The 20,736-nt window shown below is 73.0% G+C and carries 17 protein-coding genes; 10 read left to right on the forward strand and 7 right to left on the reverse strand.

Going from position 1 to position 20,736, the window contains the following annotated elements; all coding sequences use genetic code 11:
• The first annotated feature begins 125 nt into the window (after nt 1–125).
• From IO33_RS0129605 to IO33_RS0129640, 8 genes are all read left to right on the forward strand, one after another.
• Complete coding sequence (locus tag IO33_RS0129605) at nt 126–1,574, forward strand: MFS transporter (RefSeq protein ID WP_051927043.1); 1,449 nt, start codon at nt 126–128, stop codon at nt 1,572–1,574.
• A 285-nt stretch (nt 1,575–1,859) separates the two neighbouring features.
• The gene (locus tag IO33_RS0129610) at nt 1,860–2,450 is read left to right on the forward strand and encodes a response regulator transcription factor (RefSeq protein ID WP_157857931.1); all 591 of its coding nucleotides are present in this window, start codon (nt 1,860–1,862) and stop codon (nt 2,448–2,450) included.
• Between the two features lie 1,111 nt (nt 2,451–3,561).
• Nucleotides 3,562–5,511: an AfsR/SARP family transcriptional regulator gene (locus IO33_RS0129615; protein ID WP_063765802.1), complete on the forward strand. Its 1,950-nt coding sequence runs from the start codon at nt 3,562–3,564 to the stop codon at nt 5,509–5,511.
• A 53-nt stretch (nt 5,512–5,564) separates the two neighbouring features.
• Entirely contained in the window at nt 5,565–6,650 is a 1,086-nt protein-coding gene (locus IO33_RS0129620; protein WP_051927044.1) for a ParB/RepB/Spo0J family partition protein, read from the forward strand.
• A gap of 366 nt (nt 6,651–7,016) precedes the next feature.
• Nucleotides 7,017–7,718 (forward strand): ScbR family autoregulator-binding transcription factor, encoded by a 702-nt coding sequence (locus IO33_RS0129625; RefSeq protein ID WP_051927045.1) that lies wholly within the window; start codon nt 7,017–7,019, stop codon nt 7,716–7,718.
• A gap of 70 nt (nt 7,719–7,788) precedes the next feature.
• Nucleotides 7,789–9,036: a cytochrome P450 family protein gene (locus tag IO33_RS0129630; protein ID WP_031170565.1), complete on the forward strand. Its 1,248-nt coding sequence runs from the start codon at nt 7,789–7,791 to the stop codon at nt 9,034–9,036.
• Complete coding sequence (locus IO33_RS0129635) at nt 9,033–9,878, forward strand: SDR family oxidoreductase (RefSeq protein WP_031170567.1); 846 nt, start codon at nt 9,033–9,035, stop codon at nt 9,876–9,878. The genes IO33_RS0129630 and IO33_RS0129635 overlap by 4 nt, the downstream gene beginning before the upstream one ends.
• An 80-nt stretch (nt 9,879–9,958) precedes the next feature.
• Nucleotides 9,959–11,440, forward strand: a complete 1,482-nt coding sequence (locus IO33_RS0129640) for an FAD-dependent monooxygenase (protein ID WP_078963950.1) — start codon at nt 9,959–9,961, stop codon at nt 11,438–11,440.
• Here the strand turns inward: IO33_RS0129640 and IO33_RS0129645 are convergent.
• Nucleotides 11,390–12,217 (reverse strand): AfsR/SARP family transcriptional regulator, encoded by an 828-nt coding sequence (locus tag IO33_RS0129645; RefSeq protein ID WP_063765804.1) that lies wholly within the window; start codon nt 12,215–12,217, stop codon nt 11,390–11,392. The two genes, IO33_RS0129640 and IO33_RS0129645, sit on opposite strands and share 51 nt — an antisense overlap.
• Nucleotides 12,218–12,688: 471 nt before the next feature.
• Here IO33_RS0129645 and IO33_RS0129650 point away from each other — a divergent pair, with 471 nt between their 5' ends.
• Together IO33_RS0129650 and IO33_RS0129655 are read left to right on the forward strand one after the other, a co-directional pair.
• Nucleotides 12,689–13,306 carry a ScbR family autoregulator-binding transcription factor gene (locus IO33_RS0129650; protein ID WP_051927047.1) on the forward strand — a complete coding sequence of 206 codons (618 nt, stop codon included), beginning with the start codon at nt 12,689–12,691 and terminating at the stop codon, nt 13,304–13,306.
• Between the two features lie 272 nt (nt 13,307–13,578).
• Entirely contained in the window at nt 13,579–14,592 is a 1,014-nt protein-coding gene (locus IO33_RS0129655) for a ScbA/BarX family gamma-butyrolactone biosynthesis protein (RefSeq protein WP_063765806.1), read from the forward strand.
• A gap of 204 nt (nt 14,593–14,796) precedes the next feature.
• Here IO33_RS0129655 and IO33_RS0129660 read toward each other — a convergent pair whose 3' ends face one another.
• The 6 genes from IO33_RS0129660 to IO33_RS0129685 all read right to left on the reverse strand — a co-directional run bounded on the left by IO33_RS0129660 (nt 14,797) and on the right by IO33_RS0129685 (nt 20,701).
• Complete coding sequence (locus IO33_RS0129660; protein WP_031170576.1) at nt 14,797–15,633, reverse strand: SDR family NAD(P)-dependent oxidoreductase; 837 nt, start codon at nt 15,631–15,633, stop codon at nt 14,797–14,799.
• 49 nt (nt 15,634–15,682) lie between these two features.
• Nucleotides 15,683–17,242: a class I adenylate-forming enzyme family protein gene (locus tag IO33_RS0129665; protein WP_209438935.1), complete on the reverse strand. Its 1,560-nt coding sequence runs from the start codon at nt 17,240–17,242 to the stop codon at nt 15,683–15,685.
• Nucleotides 17,239–18,465 (reverse strand): thiolase family protein, encoded by a 1,227-nt coding sequence (locus tag IO33_RS0129670; RefSeq protein WP_031170580.1) that lies wholly within the window; start codon nt 18,463–18,465, stop codon nt 17,239–17,241. Before IO33_RS0129670 ends, IO33_RS0129665 begins: the two co-directional genes overlap by 4 nt.
• 157 nt (nt 18,466–18,622) lie before the next feature.
• Complete coding sequence (locus IO33_RS0129675; RefSeq protein WP_031170582.1) at nt 18,623–19,591, reverse strand: beta-ketoacyl-ACP synthase III; 969 nt, start codon at nt 19,589–19,591, stop codon at nt 18,623–18,625.
• Nucleotides 19,592–19,664: 73 nt separating this feature from the next.
• Nucleotides 19,665–20,444: a thioesterase II family protein gene (locus tag IO33_RS0129680; RefSeq protein WP_031170584.1), complete on the reverse strand. Its 780-nt coding sequence runs from the start codon at nt 20,442–20,444 to the stop codon at nt 19,665–19,667.
• Nucleotides 20,445–20,503: 59 nt separating this feature from the next.
• The gene (locus tag IO33_RS0129685) at nt 20,504–20,701 is read right to left on the reverse strand and encodes a ferredoxin (protein ID WP_031170586.1); all 198 of its coding nucleotides are present in this window, start codon (nt 20,699–20,701) and stop codon (nt 20,504–20,506) included.
• Nucleotides 20,702–20,736: the final 35 nt, after the last annotated feature.

Consider the following 20,736-nt stretch of genomic DNA (forward strand, 5'->3'; position numbering starts at 1 on the left):
TCATGCCCCGCGCCCGCCACCGCCCGCCCCGCGGTCCCCGGTCGACAGCGCACCGGCCCGCTGCTAATTTCAGAACGTGTTCGGAAACTCTATGGCGCGAGCAGGGGCAAAGGGGTTGGGTTGCAGTGGCAAGTACGCAGTTAACGGATGAGAAGGCGATCGTCACCAGCGGCGCCCGGCCCGGGGTCACCCTCGCCGCGGTGTCCGTCGTGCAGTTCATGGTGTCCCTGGACCTGTCGGTGGTGAACGTCGGACTCCCCGAGATCGGCAGCGGCCTCGGCTTCAGCGAGGTGGGCCTGACCTGGGTGATCCACGCCTACGCCCTCACCTTCGGCGGGCTGCTGCTGCTCGGCGGCAAGATCGCCGACCGGTACGGGCACAAGCGCGTGATGCTGTTCGGGCTCGGCCTGTTCGGCCTGGCCTCCCTCGTCGGCGGCCTCGCGCAGGCCCCCGGCCAGCTGGTGGCCGCCCGCGCCGCACAGGGCGTCGGGGCCGCCGCCCTGGCACCGGCCGCCCTCGCGCTGCTGGCCTCGACCTTCCCCGGCGGCCGGGAACGCGTGAAGGCCTTCGGCGTGTGGAGCGCGGTCAACGCCTCCGGCGGAGCCGTCGGCGTCCTCGCCGGCGGCCTGCTCACCCAGTACGCCGGCTGGCAGTGGGTGATGTACATCAACCTGCCGATGGCCGCCCTCGCGCTGGCCCTGGCCTGGCGCGGCATCGCCGCGGACCGGCCCGCCGCCCGCCGCGGCCGCCCGGACGTGCTCGGTGCCGTGCTGGCCACCGCGGGCGCCGCGCTGCTCGTGTTCGGCGTGGTGCGCACCGACCGCTACCCCTGGTCCTCGGCCACCACCCTGGGGACCCTGGCCCTGGCCGTCGTGCTGCTGGCGGCGTTCGTCTACGTGGAGAAGACCACCAGCCGGGACCCGCTGATCCGGCTCGGTCTGTTCGCCAACCGCTCCGTGGCCGGGGCCAACGCCTACACGCTGCTGTTCGGCGGCGCCATGGCCTCGGCCCTGTACTTCGTCTCCCTCTACCTGCAGCGGGTGCTCTCGGGCAGCCCGGCCCGCACCGGGGTGGAGTTCCTGCCGTTCGCGCTGGGCGTGGTCCTGGGCTCCACCCTCGCCGTCAAGCTCGGCTACCGCTTCGCCCCCCGCACCATCCTGATCTGCGGCGGCCTGCTGGCAGCGGCGGGCTTCGCCTGGTTCGGCCTGATGCGCGCCGAGGGCACCTTCCTCGTCGACGTCCTGGGGCCGTCGATCGTCTCCAGCGTCGGCATCGGCCTGTGCCTGGCGCCGGCCGTCTCCATCGCCACCGGGGGAGTGGCGCCCGGCGAGGCGGGCGTCGCCTCCGGCGTGCTCAACAGCACACGCCAGATCGGCGCCTCGCTGGGCCTGGCGGCCCTGGGCACCGCGGCCGCCGACCGCACCGGCCGCTCCGTCACCCCCCAGGCCCTCAGCGACGGGTACGCGCTCGGCATGACGGCCGGCGCCGTGATCCTCGCCGTCGCGGTCCTCATCGCCGTCGTCGTCCTGCCCCGGCCCCAGCGCCCCGGCACCGACAAGGCGGGCGTCGGCTGACGTCGCACACCCGCCCGGCGTGGTACCCATAGGACAGCACGGCGCACGCGGCCCCTGACGGTGAAGGTTGTCGAAGCCTTGACCGTGAACAGGGGCCGCGTTCGCATGTCACCGCCGCGCCGGCCCGGCCGGCGCCGTGCGGGCGGCACGCACGGCGCCCACCGGGCCGCCGGCACCGGATCCCTGACGGGCCGCCATGCAGACGACGTCCATATTTCACCCAGTCCGATTCCCCAGAATGGCGAGCGACGAGGAACTACATAGGGGGCTCGCGTGGGAATCGATGTGCTGGTGTCCGACGGCCTGCATCTGTCCCGTTTCGCGCTCGCTGCATTGCTGGAGCGGCACGAGGGGGTCCGAGTCGTCGGGTCCGCGGAAAACAACTACGCCGCCCTGGAGTTCGCCGAGCTGCACCGGCCCGACGTGGCGATCATCAGCTTCGAGGGCGAGGACAGCGAAGCCGTCTCCAGTGCGGAGAAGATCGCGAACCTGGGCTGCAGGAGCATGCTGCTGACCACCGCGGTGACGCGCTCGGTCGTCCGCCAGGCCTTCGCCACCGGAATCGGCGGTATCGTCGAACGGAGTGTGTCCCCACGCCAGTTCGTCGACGCCATCCACCGGGTGCACCAAGGCGAGCGGGTCTTCGACGCGGAACTGACGGTCGCCGCCCTGAACAACAGCGACTGCCCTTTGAACCGCCGTGAGTTCGCCGTCCTGGAGTATGTCGCCCGAGGCGACACGGTCGCCGAGATCGCGGCAGGCATGCACCTCTCTCAGGGAACCGTACGCAACTACCTTTCCTCCATGGTGGCGAAGCTGGGAGCACGCAACCGAATCGACGCCCTGCGCATCGCCAGGGATTCACGCTGGATCTGATCCATCACCCGCCCGCTTATGGGCGCAGACGTTCAACTGCCCACCGGAAATCAGTTGAACTCGTTTCCTCCCCGTCACGGTCCCACGACCGGCGGCCGGCGATCAATTGAGGCGGTCACCGCAGAGCGCGGCTAGTGCGCCAAACCGTTCTGTGTTTCTAATGGACGGGCCTTCGTCGGACAGTCGTGCACAGGCCCGTGCCGCGCTCGTGTCGCTCGTCTTGAGCCGCCCCGGTGAATCACCATGTCCCGCCATACCGGCTGATGTGATGCGCTCAGGATGGGATCTACGATGCCTACGCCACACCATGCAAAGACAGCGCGGCGACCGCCGTCGCATCGCGCGCGAAAAACGCCCGGCCATGCCGCGCACAGCCCTTCGCGCGGATTCGGCCGGCCCCCCGCCGCACCCGAGCCCGCACCCGAGCCCGCGCCGCAACCGGCCGCACCCGCACCGCCCGGTGCGATGTCCGCCGCCGGCGGCGCACACCCCCCGCGCGACACCGCCGGCCACCGCGGCCACCGCGCGCAGCACCCCGCCGCGCCCGCCCGCGCCCTGCCCGCCGGTGGCGCCCGCCCGGCCCTCGGCGCACGGCCGGCCCGCTCCCGCACGCCCGGGCCGCACGCGGCCGGCCCCCGCCCAACGCCCGGGCGGGCCCCGGGCGGCGCGGCACCCGCGGCACCCGCGGCACCCCCGGCACCCGCGGCACCCGCGGCACCCGCGGCACCCGCGGCACCCGCGGCACCCGCGGCACCCGTGGCACCCGTGGCACCTGTGGTGCCCCTTGCGTCCGGCAGCGGCCGCACCCCGGCGCGGGCCCCACGCGCCGCGCGGCACCCCCGTCCCGCACCGGACGGGCCACCGGCGCGGCACCCCCGTACGGCACCGGTGGCGCGGTGAAGCGCCCCGGCACACCCCGCCCGCTCCCCGGCACACTGCGCCGGCTCCCCGGCGGCGACGGGCCGGCCGGCTGGGGCGTGCGCCCCGGTCCGCGGGGCGGACGGCGTCCGGGTCCCGCGCCCGCAGGCCAGGGCGGTGCGCGCAGCGCCCCCGGTCCGGGGGAGCGGATCCACAAACGGGCAGAAACGGTACTTCAGGAGGTGAATGACTCATGGTGAGCACGGCCCTGCGCATACAGCTCCTGGGACCGGTGCGCGCGTGGTGGAACGAGGCGGAGGTGGCGCTCGGCCCGCCCAAGCAGCGCGCCGTGCTGGCCCTGCTCGCCAGCCGCGCGGGCGACGTCGTGGGCGTGGAGAACATCGTGGACGCCGTGTGGGGCGGCGACCTGCCGCACACGGCCGCCAACGGCGTGCACACCTACGTCGCCGGACTGCGCCGGGTGCTGGAGCCCGGACGCAGGAAGAGAGCGGCCGGCGTGGTGCTCGCCTCCGAATCGGGCGGGTACTGCCTGCGGGTGGACCCCACCGCCGTGGACGCCGTGCTGTTCACGCGAAGCCTTGGCCAGGCACGCGGCTCACGCGGCCAGGGCGACGCCCCGGCGACCCTGCGGCTGTACGAGCAGGCCCTGTCCCACTGGCACGGCGAGGCGTTCTCCCGCGTCCCCGGCCCGTTCGCGGCGATGGAGCGCACCCGGCTGCGCGACCTGCGCCTGGCGGCGGTGGAGGAGTGGGCCGAGGACATGCTGGCGGCCGGCCGGCACACCGAGCTGGTCACCGAACTGCCGCAGACGGTCTCCGAGGAGCCGCTGCGGGAGAAACTGCGCTGGCTGCTGATGCTGGCGCTCTACCGCAGCGGACGCCGGGTGCACGCGCTGTGGGTGTACGAGGAGACCCGGGAGCTGCTGATCAGGGAACTGGGCATCGAGCCCGGCGCCGACCTGCGCACCCTCTACCAGCAGATCCTGTCGGGGCACCCGGAGCTGCGCCTGCCCGGCCCGGACCTTCACCCCGCGCCGCCCGCCGAGCGGCCTCCCGCCTTCGGCGGCGCGCCCAAGCCGCTGCAGCTGCCGCCCCTGGCCCGCGGGTTCGTCGGGCGCGCCGGGCAACTCGCGCAGCTGGAGCAGTGGGTCGCCGGCGAGCGGGCGCGCGGCGGCGCCAGCACACCGGTCGTGGTGGTCGACGGCCCGGCCGGCGTCGGCAAGTCGGCGTTCGTGCTGCAGCTGGCGCACCGGCTCACCGACCGCTTCCCCGACGGCCAGCTGTACGTGGACCTGTGCGGCACCGGGCTGCAGGGGCGGCCGGTCAGCGCCGCCGACGCCCTGGCCCAGCTCCTGGGCGGCCTGGGCGTCGACGGCTCGCGGATGCCTTCGGGCGTGGCCGCCCGCGCCTCCCTGTACCGCAGCCTGCTGCACGGCCGGCGGATGCTGGTGGTCTTCGACGACGCGCACCACGCCGACCAGCTGCGACCGCTCATCCCCCGCGGCCCCTCCTGCGTCCTGGCCACCAGCCGCCAGCGCCTGAGCGGACTGGCGGCACGCGACGGCGCGCACCTGGTCACCATCGGAGCGCTGACCCAGGAGGAGGGCGCGCACCTGCTGATCCGCCTGAGCGCCGGACGCCTGAGCGAACCCGGCCCGCTCACCGACCGGCTGATCGCGCTGTGCGGCGGGCTCCCGCTGGCCCTGCGCATCGTCGCCGAACAGCTGGCCGTCACCCCCGACGTCCCGCTGAGCACCCTGGTCGAGCAGTACGCGAGCGCACCCGGCCGGCTGAAACGGCTGACGGTCAAGGACGACGCGGCGGCCGACATGCCCCGCATCTTCGAGGCCTCCTACCGCCTGCTGCCCGAGGACGCCGCGCGGATGTTCCGCTATCTGGGCCTGGACACCGGCCCCGTGACGGTGGCCGGCGCCGCGGCGCTGGCCGGAACGGACCCGGACACCGCCCGCAGGCTCCTCGAGCTCCTGGCCGCCCACCACCTGCTGGAGGAAGGACCGCAGAACGAGTACCGCTTCCACAGCCTCATCGGCATCTACGCCGCCGAGTGCGCCGAGCACGAACCGCCCGCCCTGCGCCGCGCGGCCCTCACCCGGCTCAGGCGCCTGCGATCAGGCCCGACGCCCCCGCCCCGCCCGCTCGAAACCAGCTCTACAGGCGCTTGAGCCCCGCCCAAATAAAACGGAGTAGTCGGTTTATTTTCAGTATCATCGGCGCCATGAAGCCTGAACCGGAGATGCCTCAGGAGGCGCTGATGCTCGACGCGTTAACGGCAGGCACGCCCAGATCACCGGCGCCCGGCGCCTGTCACCTGCCGGTCACCCAACTGGTGCCCATCGCGTCCCTGGTGACGTCGGACTCGCCGCGGATCGCGGGGGAGGACGCCGAGCACGTCGAGGCACTGGCCGAGACACGCAGTGCGCTGCCGCCCATCGTGGTCCACCGGCCGACCATGCGGATCGTCGACGGGGTGCACCGGCTGCGGGCGGCGGTGCTGCGGGGCGAGGACTCCATCGAGGTCCGCTACGTGGAGGGCTCGGCCGAGGACGCCTTCGTCCTGGCCGTCAAGCTCAACGCCGAACACGGCATGCCGCTCTCGCGCCGGGACCGGCTCTCGGCGGCCGAGCGGATCATCGACAGCCACGCCCACTGGTCGGACCGGCGCATCGCGGAGGTGACCGGCCTCGCGCCGGCCACCGTCTCCCAGCTGCGCCGGCGTTCAACTGTCCAGGCCGAGCAGTTGAACACCCGCACCGGACGCGACGGCCGGGCCCGGCCGGTCAACAGCGCCGCCGGCCGGCGCCGCGCCGGCCAGGTCATCGCCGAACGCCCCAACGCCTCGCTGCGGGAGATCGCCCAGGAGGCGGGCATCGCCCTGGCGACCGCCCGCGACGTCCGGCTGCGCATCCGCGAAGGCAAGGACCCGGTCCCGCCCAAACTGCGGGAAGCCGCACAGAAAGGAGACCTGCCGCAGCGGCCCGCGGTACGCAGGCCCGCCCCGGCCCAGGAATACGAGCGCGCCGAGCACAAGGGGCCGGAGCCGGCCCTCATCTCGGACGCCGGACGCCTGGTGAACCTGCGTAAAGACCCCTCCCTGCGTTTCTCCGAGGCGGGCAGGGCACTGCTGCAGCTCCTGGCCACCAACGCCCTCGACGACGAGAAATGGCGGTGGCTGATGGGCGCGGTACCGGAACACCGGTACGCCGATATCGCCCGGGCCGCCCGGTACTGCGGCGAGCGCTGGCTCAGTTTCGCCGAAGGACTGGAAAACGGCAGCGGCGCGCGCACGGGCCGGGCCGTGTGAACCCGGACCTGTCTTGCGCCGCCCAGTTCGGCCTGGGTACCGTCAATTCCGAAATCCCCCGGGCGAGTTCGCCGGTGAAGCGCAATGCTTCGTCGGCGAACTCGTTTTTCATCCCGCACCCGTTTCGACGCCGGCCCCGATGCGCCGGCGCCGGCGGACACGGGCCGCGCGGAAAAACCCCACCGAATTTCGCGCACGCCGCCCTGCGGCCCTTGCCCGGCGGCCCCGGGCGCCGGCCGGGCCGCGGACCGGCCGCACCGCACGGATCACCGCCCGGGCGTGAACACGGGCTGATAGCATACGAACTCGACGGTTTCTTTTTCTTCCCGGGTGTGGGGGACCCGGGTCAGGGTGAGGAGGTGTGGCGTGGCGCAGCAGGAACGGGCCTTTCGGACGCGGCGTACGATCCTGACCGCTGCGGCCGAGGTCTTCGATGAACTCGGCTACGAGGCGGCCACCATGTCGGAGATCCTGGGACGCTCCGGTGTCACCAAGGGCGCGCTGTACTTCCACTTCCCCTCCAAGGAGCAGCTCGCCAAAGAGGTGCTCCAGGAGAATGTGCAGGTGGTCCCGGCGGTCCCGCCGCAGCGGCTGAAGCTGCAGGAGGCCGTCGACCGGGGCCTGCTGCTCGCCTACCTGATGGTCCGCGACCCGGTGCTGCGCGGCGGCGTCCGGCTCGCCCTGGAGCAGGCCGGGCACGGCAAGGTGGACCGCAGCGTGCCCTTCCTGGCCTGGTCCCAGGAAAGCCGGCGCATGTTCGAACAGGCCAAGCTGGCAGGGGAACTGCAGCCCCACATCGACCCCGGTGAGCTCGCCGACGTGTTCGTCGGGGCGTTCGCGGGCGTGCAGCTGATGTCGCAGGCCCTGACCGGGCGGGCGGACCTGGACGAACGCGTGGCCGCGCTGTACCGCGTCCTGATGGCCGGTGTCGCCGTGCCCAGCGTCCTGGTCCAGCTGGACGTGGCCGTGGACCGCGGCGCCCGGGTGAACGAGGCCGTCGAACAGCAGCGGCACGGCAAGGGACAGTCCCCGCCCGAGCGCACGGGCCGCCTCGTCGAGCACGGTTGAGTACGGCCGGATCAGACCCGCGCGGCGATCACACACCACCGTGCGGGTCCACCCAGGACGGAGTGCATCAATGGTGGTATCGGCCTGCCCCTACGCCCTGGACCTGACGGGCAGTCACTTAGCGGAGGAAGCCGCCCGGCTCAGGCAGCACGGCCCCGCCGCCCGCGTGAGTCTGCCCGACGGCGTGCCGGCCTGGGCCGTGACGCGGCACTCCAGCGCCAGGCAACTGCTGGTGGACCCCCGCATATCCAAGGACGCCCGCCGGCACTGGCCGCCCTTCGCCGACGGGCGCATCGGCGAGGACTGGCCCCTCTACCACTGGGTCAGCGCACAGAACATGCTCACCGCCTACGGGCCCGAGCACACCCGGCTGCGCAGACTGGTCTCCGGGGCGTTCACCCCCCGCCGCAGCGCGGCCATGCGGCCCCGCGTCCAGACGCTGACCGCCGCCCTGCTGCAGGCGCTGGCAGCCCGCCCCGCCGGCCAGAGCGTGGACCTGATCGCCCACTTCGCGCTCGAGCTGCCCGTCCAGGTGATCTGCGAACTGTTCGGGGTCCTCGACGAAGGCGACCGGCACACACTGCGGCACGGGCTCAGCGAGTCCGTGCGCACCTCGGCGCGTGCCGAGGAGGTGCGCCAGGCGCAGACGAGCGTGCATCAGGCACTGGCCCAGCTCGTGGCCGTCAAACGCCTCGCGCCGGCCGACGACCTGACCTCCGCCCTGATCGCGGCGCGCGACGAGGACGGCACCCGGCTGAGCGAGAGCGAACTCGTCGACACCCTCATGCTGGTGATCGGCGCCGGCTACGAGACCACGGTCAACCTCCTGGGCAACGCCATCGTGGAACTGCTCTGCCACCCCGACCAGCTGCGGCAGGTCCGCGACGGCGCGGTGGGCTGGGACGCGGTGGTGGAGGAGACACTCAGGATGCGCGGGCCCGCCGCGTTCGTCCCCCTGCGGTTCGCGCTGCAGGACATCGACCTCGGCGAAGGAGTGGTCATCCGCCAGGGCGATGCCGTGCTGATCTCCTTCGCCGCCACCGGCCTGGACCCGGACGAACACGGCAGCGACGCCGCACGGTTCGACGTGACACGCGGCGAGCGACGCGACCACCTCGCCTTCGGGCACGGCGTGCACTACTGCCTGGGCGCCTCCCTGGCCCGCCTCGAAGCGGCCGTCGCCCTGCCCGCGCTGTTCGAGCGCTTCCCCGACATGCGCCTGGCCCGCCCCGTCCACGAACTGGAACCGACCGTGTCCTTCGTCACCAACGGTTACCGCAGCGTCCCGGCGGTCCTCACCCCGGAGCCCGGCCGGTGATCGCGGTGACCGGCGCGACCGGGACGGTGGGGGGCCTGGTGGCCCGGCTGCTCGCCGGCACCCATCCGCTGCGGCTGCTCGTGCGCCGCCCGCAGCGGGCCGGCGAACTGGGCCTGCCCGGCGAGGCGGTGGCGGCCGACTTCGACGACCCCGCCTCGCTCACCGGCGCACTGACGGGCGTGCACGCCCTGTTCATGGTCACCGCGAACCCGCTGCAGCCCGCACACGACCCCAACCTGCTCAGCGCCGCCCGCCGAAGCGGGGTGGGGCACATCGTGAAACTCTCCGCCCTCGCCGTGGCGGACGAACAGGCCGACGACCTGATCACCCGCTGGCAGCGGCACAACGAGGCCCTCCTGCGGGCCAGCGGAGTGCCCTGGACGATCCTGCGGCCACGGTCCTTCATGTCGAACTCCCTGGCCTGGGCCCCCTCCATCCGCACCCGGGGCGTCGTCCAGGCCCCCGTCGGCACCTCACGCAACGCCTGCATCGCCCCGCAGGACATCGCCGAGGTCGCCGTCCGGGCCCTGACCGGCGCCGCGGGCGAGGGCATGACCTACCCGCTGACGGGCCCGCAGGCACTGTCGGCGGCCGAACAGAGCGCGGTACTGGCCGAGGTCCTCGACCGGCCGGTGCGCTTTGTCGACATGACCCTCGACCAGGCCTACCAGGCCTGGTCGGCGCGCTATCCCGAGCCCATCGCCCAGGCCCTGCTGCACAGCGCCCGGCGCCAGCAGGAAGGCGCCAAGCAGCTCACCGACCCCACGCTCGAAAAGCTCCTGGACCGCCCGGCGCTGACCTACCGCGACTGGGCCCGCCGGCACCGCCACCACTTCACCTGACCCCACCCGCCCCCGCCCCCGCTCCCGCCCGCGGCCGCGCACGCACCGGCCCGACACCGACGCCGACGGAAAGGACGACCATGTCCAGCCTCCCCAGCGAAGTGGTGATCGTCGGCGGCGGCCCCGTCGGCATGCTGCTGGCCGCCGAACTCGGTGCCCACGACATCGCCACCGTCGTCGTCGAGGCACGGCACGGCACCCGCACGCACCCCCGGGCCGCCACCCTCCACCCCCACACCCTCACCAGCCTCGCCCGGCGCGCACCGGCCGCCGACGCCGCGCCCGCCGCCCCGGCCGGCCGGCCACCGCTCCTCACCCACCACAGCCAGGCCGGCCTGGAACGCCGCCTCGAAACCGCGGCCCGCCGATGCGGGGTACAGGTGCTGCGGGGCCATCGCGCCGTGCACATCGAGCAGGACCCCGACCAGGTCCACGTCCAGGTCCGGTCGGACGGCGGCACCCACCGGCTGCGCGCCTGCTACGTGGTGGGCGCGGACGGAGCCCACAGCACCGTGCGCGAGATGGGCGGCTTCGCCGCACACACCCGCCCCGCGACCGTCTCGGCCCTGAGCGGCCAGGTACGTTTCACCGACCCCGCCGGCGTGCCGCTGGGCTGGCGGCGCACCGAACGCGGCTGGACCTGCGCGAGCTGCGACGAACAGGGCGAGGGCCGGCTGCTCACCGTGGACTTCTCGGGGCCGCACCCCGCCCACGCCGCTGCGCCCACCCTCCAGGAGCTCAGCGCCGAGGCCGCACGGATCACGGGCCGCCCCGTGCCCCTGGCCGGCGCGGCCCACCTGTCCCGGCTCAGCGACTTCTCCCGGCTGGTCACCAGCTACCGCCGGGGCCGGATCCTGCTGGCCGGCGACAGCGCCCACACGCACTTCCCCGTGGGCGGCCAGGCGCTGGACGCCGGCCTGCAAGACGCCCTCAACCTGGGCTGGAAACTGGCCCACACACTCCGGGGCCGGGCGGGCAAGGACCTGCTGGACACCTACGACCGTGAACGCAGGCCCGCCGCGCAGCGCGCGCTCGACGACATGCGCACACGGCTCGCGCTGATGCGCCCCGACCCCGAACTGGCCCCGCTGCACGACCTCATGGCGGATCTGCTGCCGGTGCCCGAGGCCGGCCGGCCCGGCCGGATCACCGGCACCCGGGACCTTCCCCGCCGCCCCGGGCCCGCCCCGCGCTCACGGTGGCAGGGGCGGCTGCTGGCGAACCGCCCGCTGGCCGCCGGCGGCGACCTGGCCCAACTGCTCAGCCAGGGCCGGCCGGTGCTGCTGCTGAGCGAGCACGCCGTCTGCCCCCGTGCCGCACAGCAATGGACCCACGTCCTGCGCACCGCCCGGGCCGCCGCCGCGCTGCCGGGCGTCGACGCCATGGTCGTACGCCCGGACGGGCACGTGCTGTGGGCGTCCGACGGCGGGGACCTCGGCGCGGCGCTGGGGCAGTGGTTCGGCCGGCCGGCCACCACACCCCCGCCTGCCCACGGGGCCTCGCCTCAGCGCTCAGCCGACCTCAGCCGGTGCCTTATGGGCCTCACGCTGGAATTCCTGTGACACCTCCAAGGACGCCTTCAGGATCGACTGCTGCAGCCGCTGCACCGGCGCACTCGGCTCCAGCCCCAGCTCCCGCACCAAAGTGCCGCGCAGCCGCTGGTAGACCCGCAGCGCCTCGCCGGGACGCCCGGCCCGGTACAGCGCCAGCATGAACTGGCGGTACAGGCTCTCGTGCAGGTGGTACCGCTCGACCAGGACGGTGAGTTCGGGCAGCAGCTCGCGGTGCCGCCCCAGCAGCAGATCCACCTCGATGCGCCGGTCCAGCGCGCACAGCCGGGCCTCCTCCAGCCGCCGCGCCTGCACCTCCAGATGCCGGCCGGGCTGGATGTCGACGAACGCGGGCCCCGTCCACAGGGCGAGCGCCGCGTGCAGCAGGCGAGCCGCGCCGGTGTGGTCCCCGGCCTCCATGGCCCGGTAGCCCTCGGCGCTCAGCCGGTCGAACTCGCGGAAGTCCAGCGTGCCCGCGCCCGTCTCCAGCAGATAACCGCCCGGCAGCGTGACCAGCACCTGCTTGGCCGTGCGCCGCGGCGCGCCCGCCGCCCCCGGAAGGGCGGAATCGATCAGCTCCCGCAGCCGCAGGACGTACGTCTGCAGCGTGGTGCGGGCACTGCGCGGCGGCCGGGCGCCCCACAGTTCCTCCACCAGGACGGCGGCCGGTACCGGCTGGCCCGCGTTCAGGGCGAGCAGGGCGAGGACCTGACGCGGCTTCGGCGCGGTCGGCACGATCCGCGTGCTGCCCAGCCGTGCTGCAAAGCCGCCGAGTACTTCGATGTCCATCTCTCTCCCCCAGATCCGTACGCGCGGGGCCCGTCAGGGACGCGCGGGGTGTGGCGTAGCTCAGGGAACTCGGGACTTGCTTGACCACCAAATTAAACAGCATGGCCGGTTCTTTCTCCAGCGGAACCCGAGGATCCGTGCCGGCGCCGTGCGCGCCCGCCCCGCCGGGCGACGGTCCGCACGGACGTCCTCGCAGGTCTGTCCGTGTGCGGGGGTGGTGTGCCAGGGTGTGGGGGGAGACTCATTCCTCCTACCCGGCCCGGGGTTCCCGGGGGCCGTGGATTCGCGGGCTCCGGCCCGGCGCCTCCCGCGGGCCCATGTCCCGGAGCCCTAACAAACCGCTGATGCGGTTTGTTAATCTTGGGGGAGTTGCGGGCGCGTTCTGCTGCCGGGCAGAGCCGCTTGGACGGGGGTGTCATCTCCGTGGCCGTACGCGGCCACGGAACGGCTCGGGAGCTACGGAGCACCTCGATGGTCAAGCAGGAACGTGCCCTACGGACCCGCAACGCGCTGATCGCCGCTGCGGCCGAAGACTTCAGCAGGCTGGGGTACAGCCCTTCCTCGCTGCTGTCCATCAGCCGTCACGCCGGCGTGACCAGCGGGGCACTGCACTTCCACTTCCCGACCAAGGTCGCGCTCGCCTCCGCGGTCATGGCCGCCGCCAGCCAGCGCCTGCACCAGATCGTGGAGCGCTGCGAGAAGCGGATCCCCCCGGGCGGCGCGCTGCAGCTGCTGGTCGACGCCGGCCATGAACTGGTCCAGCAGCTGCGCGAGGACGCGGTGCTGCGCGCCGGGTTCGACCTGGAGGGCGACCCGGGGTGCCCGCGGGGCGTGGGGGAGGTGCGCCGCCACTGGCACCAGTGGGTGCAGGCGACCCTGCAATGCGCCGAGGAGGCGGGGCAGTTGCGCCCGGGCGTATCGGTCGAGCAGGTGGCCAGCGCGGTGTTCGTGTGCACGGTGGGCATCCAGATGCTCGGCAGGCGGGACACGCAGTGGGTCTCGCGCCGCACACTGAGCAGGTTCTGGTACCTGGTGCTGCCCCGGATCGCGGCCGGCGAGGGCGAACTGGACGCCGCGGGAACCTGCTGAGAGCCACCGCCTTCGCACGGACCGCGCAGGTCTCCCGCTTTTTTACCCAGAACCGCGCCGGCCGCTTGTGTGAATACAGCGTTTCACGGCCCGCCGAATGGCTTTACCGCCAGAAGCGGGCCTTCCGCTTCCACTCGAAACGGTTACCCGCCCGAGCGCAAATTTTTCTCCGTGGTCGCCCCAAACTAAACCGGTGAGCCCGTATATTTCGTGGGGACCCTTTCGAACCACGTCGTCATCCAACCTTTGAACCGTCGGGAAGAGGGGAACCCATGACCCTGCTCGTTCGCCAGCAAGAGCCCACCCGCGCTCCCGCCTGGCAGGGTGTCCAGGACCTGCCGCAGCTCACCACCACCGTCCCGCGGGAGTATGTGCACCGCGCCTCGCTCGCCGAGGTCTTCCTCACCGGATGCCGCCAGCTCGACGGCACCCGCTTCGAGCTCACGGGACAGTGGCCGCGCGCGCACACCTTCTTCACCAGCAGCGACGGGACGCAGCACGACCCCATGCAGGCGGCCGAAACCATTCGCCAGGTCGGTCTCTTCCTCGCCCACTCGGAGTTCGGCGTGCCGCTGGGGCATCACTTCCTGCTGCGGGACATGGAGTTCTCCGTGATCCCGGACCACCTGGGCATAGGGGCACGTCCCAGCGAGCTGACACTCCAGGCCGCCTGCACCGACGTGAAGTGGCGGGGCAACCGCCTCGTGCAGTTCGCCATGCGGATCACCATCGAACGCGACGGACGCCTCGCGGCCCGCGGCAGCGGGCACTTCACCTGCATCGCCCCCGCCGCCTACCACCGCCTGCGCGGAGCGGGCCGCACCGAGACCGGCACCGTGCCGATACCCCGGCCCCTACCCGTCGAGCCCTGGCGGGTGGGCCGCTCCAGCGTCGCCGACGTCGTGCTGTCGGCCACCGACCAGCCGGGCCGCTGGCTGCTCAGCCCCGACCCGCGCCACCCCATCCTGTTCGACCACGGCGGCGACCACGTACCGGGGATGGTGCTGATCGAGGCCGCCCGGCAGGCGGCCTGCGGGCTGCTGGAGGGCGGCACCTTCCTCCCGGTCAGAGCCATCACCGAGTTCCACCGCTACGCCGAGTTCGCCACCCCGTGCTGGATCGACGCGGTCCTCGCGCACCCCGAACAGCCGGGCACCCGCAGTGTGTACGTCACCGGGCACCAGGACGGCAACGAGGTCTTCCGCACCCGGCTGGACGGGGAGTGCGCCCCCCACGGCGCACCCCGCGATCAGCCGGCCGGGGCGGCACAGGACGTGGGGGCCTGAGACAGGACGCCGGGCTGTGCGCCGATGTCCTGACCGGGTGTGCGCAACTTCCCCCACCTCACCTCAACCCCGTCCGCCGTCGCCGGGCCGGCACGCCCCGGCACATCCGGCCGGCGTGTCCCTGGGCGCGGGGCCTCGGGCTGTGGCAGGCCTTTTCGGGCCCGGTCACCGCCCCGAGCCCCGCGCACGTGCGCCGGCTTCGGCTCACGGCCGCCGTGCCTCCCGCGGGCCGCCCGCGGAGGTCACCGACGGTGCGGCGCCCAGGGTCGCGGTCAGGCCGGCGTCGACGGGCAGCACGACCCCCGTGATCCAGCGCGACCTGGGGCCGGCCAGGAACAGCACGGCGTCACCGACGTCCCAGCCGGTGCCCTCGATCGCCAGCGGGGCCGCGAGCCTGCGCTGTTCACGGGCGTGGTCGTCGACGCCCTGGGAGTGGACCATCGGGGTGTGCACGTAGCCGGGGGCGAGCGCGTTGACCCGGATGCCCTCGTGCCCGTGGTGGGCGGCCATGGTCCGGGTGAGGCCCACGACCGCGGCCTTGGTCGTGGGGTAGGCCACCGTCGGGTGCCCCCCGGCGAGGCCGACCGCCGAGGACATGTTGATGATCGACCCCCCGCCGGCGGCGCGCATGCGGGGGATGGCGGCACGCGACATCAGCACCATGGAGCTCAGGTTCAGGCGCAGGCACCGCTCCCACGCATCGAGGTCCACATCGACCACGGTCCCGGGCGGGCCGGCGACACCGACGTTGTTGACCAGGACGTCGAGCCGGCCGAAGGCGCCCACCGCTTGCGCGACCACGTCCGCGCACGCGTCGGGGGAGGTCACATCGGCCGTCACCGCGAGCGAGCTGCCGCCGCGCTCGGCGATGAGCTTCTGCGTCTGCGTCATGTTCTCGGGCACGGAGTCGACCACCACCACGTGCGCCCCGGCGCCGGCGAGCAGCACGGCCGCGGCCCGCCCGTTGCCGACGCCCGGCGCGCGGGATCCACCGCCGGTGACGATCGCGACCTTGTCCTCGAGGCCGAAGCCGATACTCATGCTTGCCTGCCCTTCCGCACGGGTGACGGGGCGTCTCGGCCGCCCGCCTTCACACCTGCCGGGCCCGCCCGGCCCAGTACCGCTCGCGCAGGGTGCGCTTGAGCACCTTGCCGTTGGCGCTGCGCGGCAGCGAGTCGACGAACTCCACCAGCTTGGGCGCCCGGATGCTGCCCAGCGTCTGCTTGCACCACGCGATCAGCTCCTCGCCGCCGATCCGCGCACCCGGGTTGGGCTCGACCACCGCGGTGACCGCCTCACCCCAGTCCTCGTGCGGCACACCGATGACGGCACAGTCCTGCACGCCCGGGTGAGCCCAGATCACCTGCTCGATCTCACTGGGGTAGATGTTCAGCCCCCCAGAGATGATCATGTCCTTCTTGCGGTCGGTGATGAACAGATAGCCGTCCGCGTCGAGATGGCCGATGTCACCGGTGTGCAGCCATCCGTCGACGATGGTCTCGGCCGTCTTCTCGGGCGCCGCGTAGTAGCCCTTCATGACCAGATCCCCGCGCACGCAGATCTCCCCGGACCGCCCCGCGGGAACCGCGCGCCCCTTTTCGTCCTGGATCTCCACGGCGACCAGCGGGTAGGGACGCCCGCACGACGCCAGCCGGGAGTCGGGGGCCACCCTGCCGTCGGCCATGTGCTCCTCGGGCCGCATGAAACACACCCCGGCGAACGCCTCCACCTGCCCGTAGCACTCCATCATGACCGGGCCGAACAGGGCGATGGCACGCCGTAGCTTCTCGGCCGACATCGGGGCCGCGGCGTAGAGCAGATAGCGCAGGCACGACAGGTCGCGGCGCGCGAGCCCCGGCGTCTCCATCAGCCGGTAGACGACCGTGGGCGCCAGGAAGAGCTCGGTGACGCGGTACCGCTCGATCGCGTCGACGATCGCCTCCGGATCGGCCCTGGGAAGAAGGACCACCGTGCCGCCGCGCGCGGTGGCGGCCAGGCTGATCACACCCGACGCGTGGGTCATGGGCAGCGCCGCCAGGTCGACGATCGCCTCGTCACCGCGGTACTGGAACGCCATCATCAGATGGGCCAGACACGTCGACAGGGACCGGTGCGTGTTCATCACACCCTTGGGCGCACCGGTCGTCCCGCCGGTGGACGAGATCGCCACCACGTCGTCCATCTCATAGCGCACAGCGGGCCTGGTGTCGGGCAGGCGGGCCGTCCACTCCTCCAGCGACCGTGCCCCCACCGCCTCACCGTCCAGACACACATAGTGCGCCACCTTCGGCAGCGACGGCGCCAGCTCGGCCACCATCTGCGCCATCGAGCGGGGGAAGAACAGCACCTCGCAGTCGAACGCGTCGATCACACGCCGCAGGTCGCCCGGGGGAGTGGTCGGGTTCAGCGGCACCCAGGCCAGGCCGGCCCGCCAGATGCCCAGCACACTGATCCAGGCCCGCGCGTCGTTCGGGGACAGCACACCGGCCTTGGCCTCCCGGGCGAGGCCCGAGCGCAGCAGGGCGTGCGCGATCCGGCACGACAGCCGCCCCGCCTCACCGAACGTCCAGGACTGCCCACCGGACACATAGGCGACCGCCTGCGGGCTGTGCCGCCACCCCCGGTCGAAGAAGTCGATGATCGCCATCATGCCCCCAGCACCGTGACCGCCGCGACCGCTTCCTCACCGGCATAGAACCCGCCGCCGTTCTCCGCGACCGCGATCCGCGCACCGGGCACCTGCCGCACACCCGCCTCCGCCCGCAGCTGGCACACCAGCTCGTACACCTGGGCCAGACCGGTCGCCCCCAGCGGATGCCCCCTGGACTCCAGACCACCCGACGGGTTGACGGGCAGCCGCCCGCCCAGCGCGGTCACCCCCGCCTCCGCCGCCGCACCGCCGGCGCCCGGCTCGCACAGGCCGAGCAGTTCGCTCTGCTGGATCTCCCCGAACGCCGTGGCGTCGTGCAGCTCGGCCACATCGACGTCCTTGGGGCCCACACCCGCCTGCTCATAGGCCCGCAGTGCCAGCAGCCTGCCGATGTGCTGCTCCCACGCCTCAAGCGGATGTGCCACACCCGTACCGACCACACTCGCCAGCACCCGCACGCCGCGCCCGCGCGCGGCCAGCCGCCGCAGCCCGCCGCGCCCGCACACCACCACCGCCGCCGCCCCGTCGGTCAGCGGCGCACACATCGGCACCGTGAGCGGAAACGACAGCGCACGGGCCGACAGCACCTCCTCGACGCTGAACTCCTTTCGGTGCTGCGCCTTGTCGTTGTGCACCGAGTGCCGGTGGTTCTTGGCCGCGACCGCGGCGATCTGCCGCTGCGTGGTACCGAAACGACGCATGTGCGCGCGCGCCATGGCCGCGTAGATGTCCATGAAGATGCTGCGCTCACCGACGTGGGCGTCATCGGCCGCACCGCCCAGCGCGGTCAGCGCCGCCGTCAGAGCGGCCGGATCCGACACGTCGTAGGCGCCGTTGAAGACCGCCATCGCCCGGTCACGGTCGGCCACGTTCATCTTCTCCGCGCCGACCGCCAACGCGATGTCCGCACCGCCCGCCCGGACCTGACTGACCGCCAGGTGCAAGGCCGTGGCACCGGTGGCACACGCGTTCTCGACGTTGAACATCGGAATCCGCTCGAACCCCATACCGCGCAGCGCGATCTGGCCACCCACCATCAACTGCCCCTGGAGCGCACCCTGGGTGGTGCTGCCGAAGAACGCCGCCTGCACATCGCGCCGCTCAAGACCGGCGTCGGCCAGCGCGTCCCGGACCGCCTCGGCCGCCAGATGCGGCACGTCACGGTCGGTGTGGCGGGCGAATTTCGTCATCCCCACCCCGGCGATCCACACCTGCTCCGCCACGGGTCAACTCCTCATGTCCGAAGGAATTCCTCAATCAGCCCTGCCGCGCGAGGACGACACGAAAAAGATGTCCCACCCGCAGAAAAGCCGTCAATATTCGTTCTTCACCATGCGCTGGGAAAAGCAGCTGCCGCTTTCGGTGAAAAGACCGGGCCCGTCACGGGCAGGCGACCACCTGGGCCGCGTACGACAGGCCCGCACCGAAACCCAGCAGGAGCACGGGGGCACCGCTGGGCACCTCGGCGCGCTCCACGAGCTTGGACAGGGCCATGGGGACGCTCGCGGCGGAGGTGTTGCCGGAATCGACCACATCGCGCGCCACGACCGCGCCCGTGGCGCCCAGCTGCTTGGTCACGGCCTCGATGATCCGCAGATTCGCCTGGTGCGTGACCACCGCGGCCAGCTGGGAGGGGTCGATGCCGGCCCGCTGACAGGCCTGGCGGGCCACCGGGGCCAAAGAGGTCACCGCCCAGCGGTAGACGACGTGCCCGTCCTGCCGGAACAGGGCGGGCGGACCGGCCGGACCGGAGGTCTGCAGGGTGATCGCCGAGCCGCGCTGCGGCTGTGAGCCCCACACCACCGGACCCACGCCACCGGCCGTGCCGCCCTCGGTGGCCACCACGACCGCCGCACCGGCACCGTCACCGAAGATGACGCAGGTGGAACGGTCCTGCCAGTCCAGGAAATCGCTCATCTTGTCCGCACCGACGACCAGCGCGGTACGGCTGCTGCCGCCGCGCACGGCCAGATCGGCGGTGGCCAGCGCGTAACTGAAACCCGCACAGGCGGCGTTGAGGTCGAAGACGGCCGCGGCGGGGACCTCCAGGTGGCGGGCGACCCGGGCGGCGATGCTGGGCATGCGGTCCACGGCGGTGCAGGTCGCGACGATCACCAGGTCGATGCCGGCGGCGTCCACCCCGGCCCGGGCCACGGCCTTGGCGGCGGCACCGGCCGCCATGTCGGCGACGCTCTCGTCCTCGGCGGCGATGTGACGCGTGGCGATGCCCACCCGGGATCGGATCCACGCGTCGGAGGTGTCCACCAGGGCGGCGAGATCGTCGTTGGTGAGCACACGCGTCGGCTGGTGGTGGGCGAGGGAGAGTATCCGGCTGCCGGTGACGGTCACGAGTCCTCCAGAAGGTCACGTTCACAAGGGGCACGTTCGAACAAGCGGCGCGCCGCGGGGGCGGCCCCGGGCGTCAGGCCACGCCCCGGGGCACGGGGGGACGGGCCCCGGGCGCCTGCGCGGCCAGGGCGCCGGCGATCGTCGCCATCACGTCGGCCACCGCCGAGTGCACGAAGAAGTGCTCGCCGGGAAGCACGACCAGCCGCGCTGCGGCACCGCTGTGGCGCAGCCACCGGTGCAGCCTGCCGTGCGCCACCAGCGGGTCGGCGTCGCCGCCGAACACCGTCAACGGCATCCCCAGCGGCGGTTGCGCCTGGTACCGGTAGGTCTCCAGCAGCGAGAAGTCCGCACGCAGCGCGGGCAGTACCAGCTCCATCAGCCCGGGATCGTCCAACAGCTCGGCCGGCGTACCGCCGAGGAACCGCAGCTCCTCAAGCACATCGGCGTCCGGCGCCGCATGGATCGGCCGCCGGGTGCGCGGCAGGTCCGGAGCGGCCGAGCCGGAGACGAACAGGTGCACCGGCTGCGCGACACCCCGCCCGCGCAGGGTCCGGGCCAGCTCGAAGGCGATCAGGGCACCCATGCTGTGGCCGAACAGCGCATAAGGCCGATCCAGGTACCCCGCCAGGGCGTCGGCCAGCATCCCGGTGATCGACTCCATCCTCGCGACCGGTGTCTCCCCCCAGCGGGCGCCGCGGCCGGGAAGCTCCAGCGGATACACCCGGACATGCTCGGGAGCCAGATCCCGCCAGGCCCGGTACGCCGACGCGCTGCCGCCCGCGTACGGCAGGCAAAACAGGCGGACCCCGGCCTCGTCCTGCGGCTCTGCCTGGGCAAACCATGGGTTGCGCATGGGTGTTACTCCTTCGTCTCACGGTGGCTCACCGCGGCGCGGGCGCCGCCTCAAGGCGGTCAGTCGGTCAGGGACAGGGCACCCGAGGGGCAGTGCGCCACCGCCGCACGCGCGGCGTCGGCGGCCTCCGGCCCGCACACACCGGCCCCCAGCAGCACGACGGTCCCGTCGTGATCGCACTGGTCGAAGAGCGCGGGCGCCGTCAGCGCGCACATGCCCGCGCCGACGCAGCGTTGCGTATCAGCCTGGATCTGCAAGGTTCGTCCCCCCGGGTGCCGTGGTGTCCGTCCCG

The organism is Streptomyces durhamensis, assembly GCF_000725475.1.
Taxonomy (GTDB): domain Bacteria; phylum Actinomycetota; class Actinomycetes; order Streptomycetales; family Streptomycetaceae; genus Streptomyces; species Streptomyces filipinensis.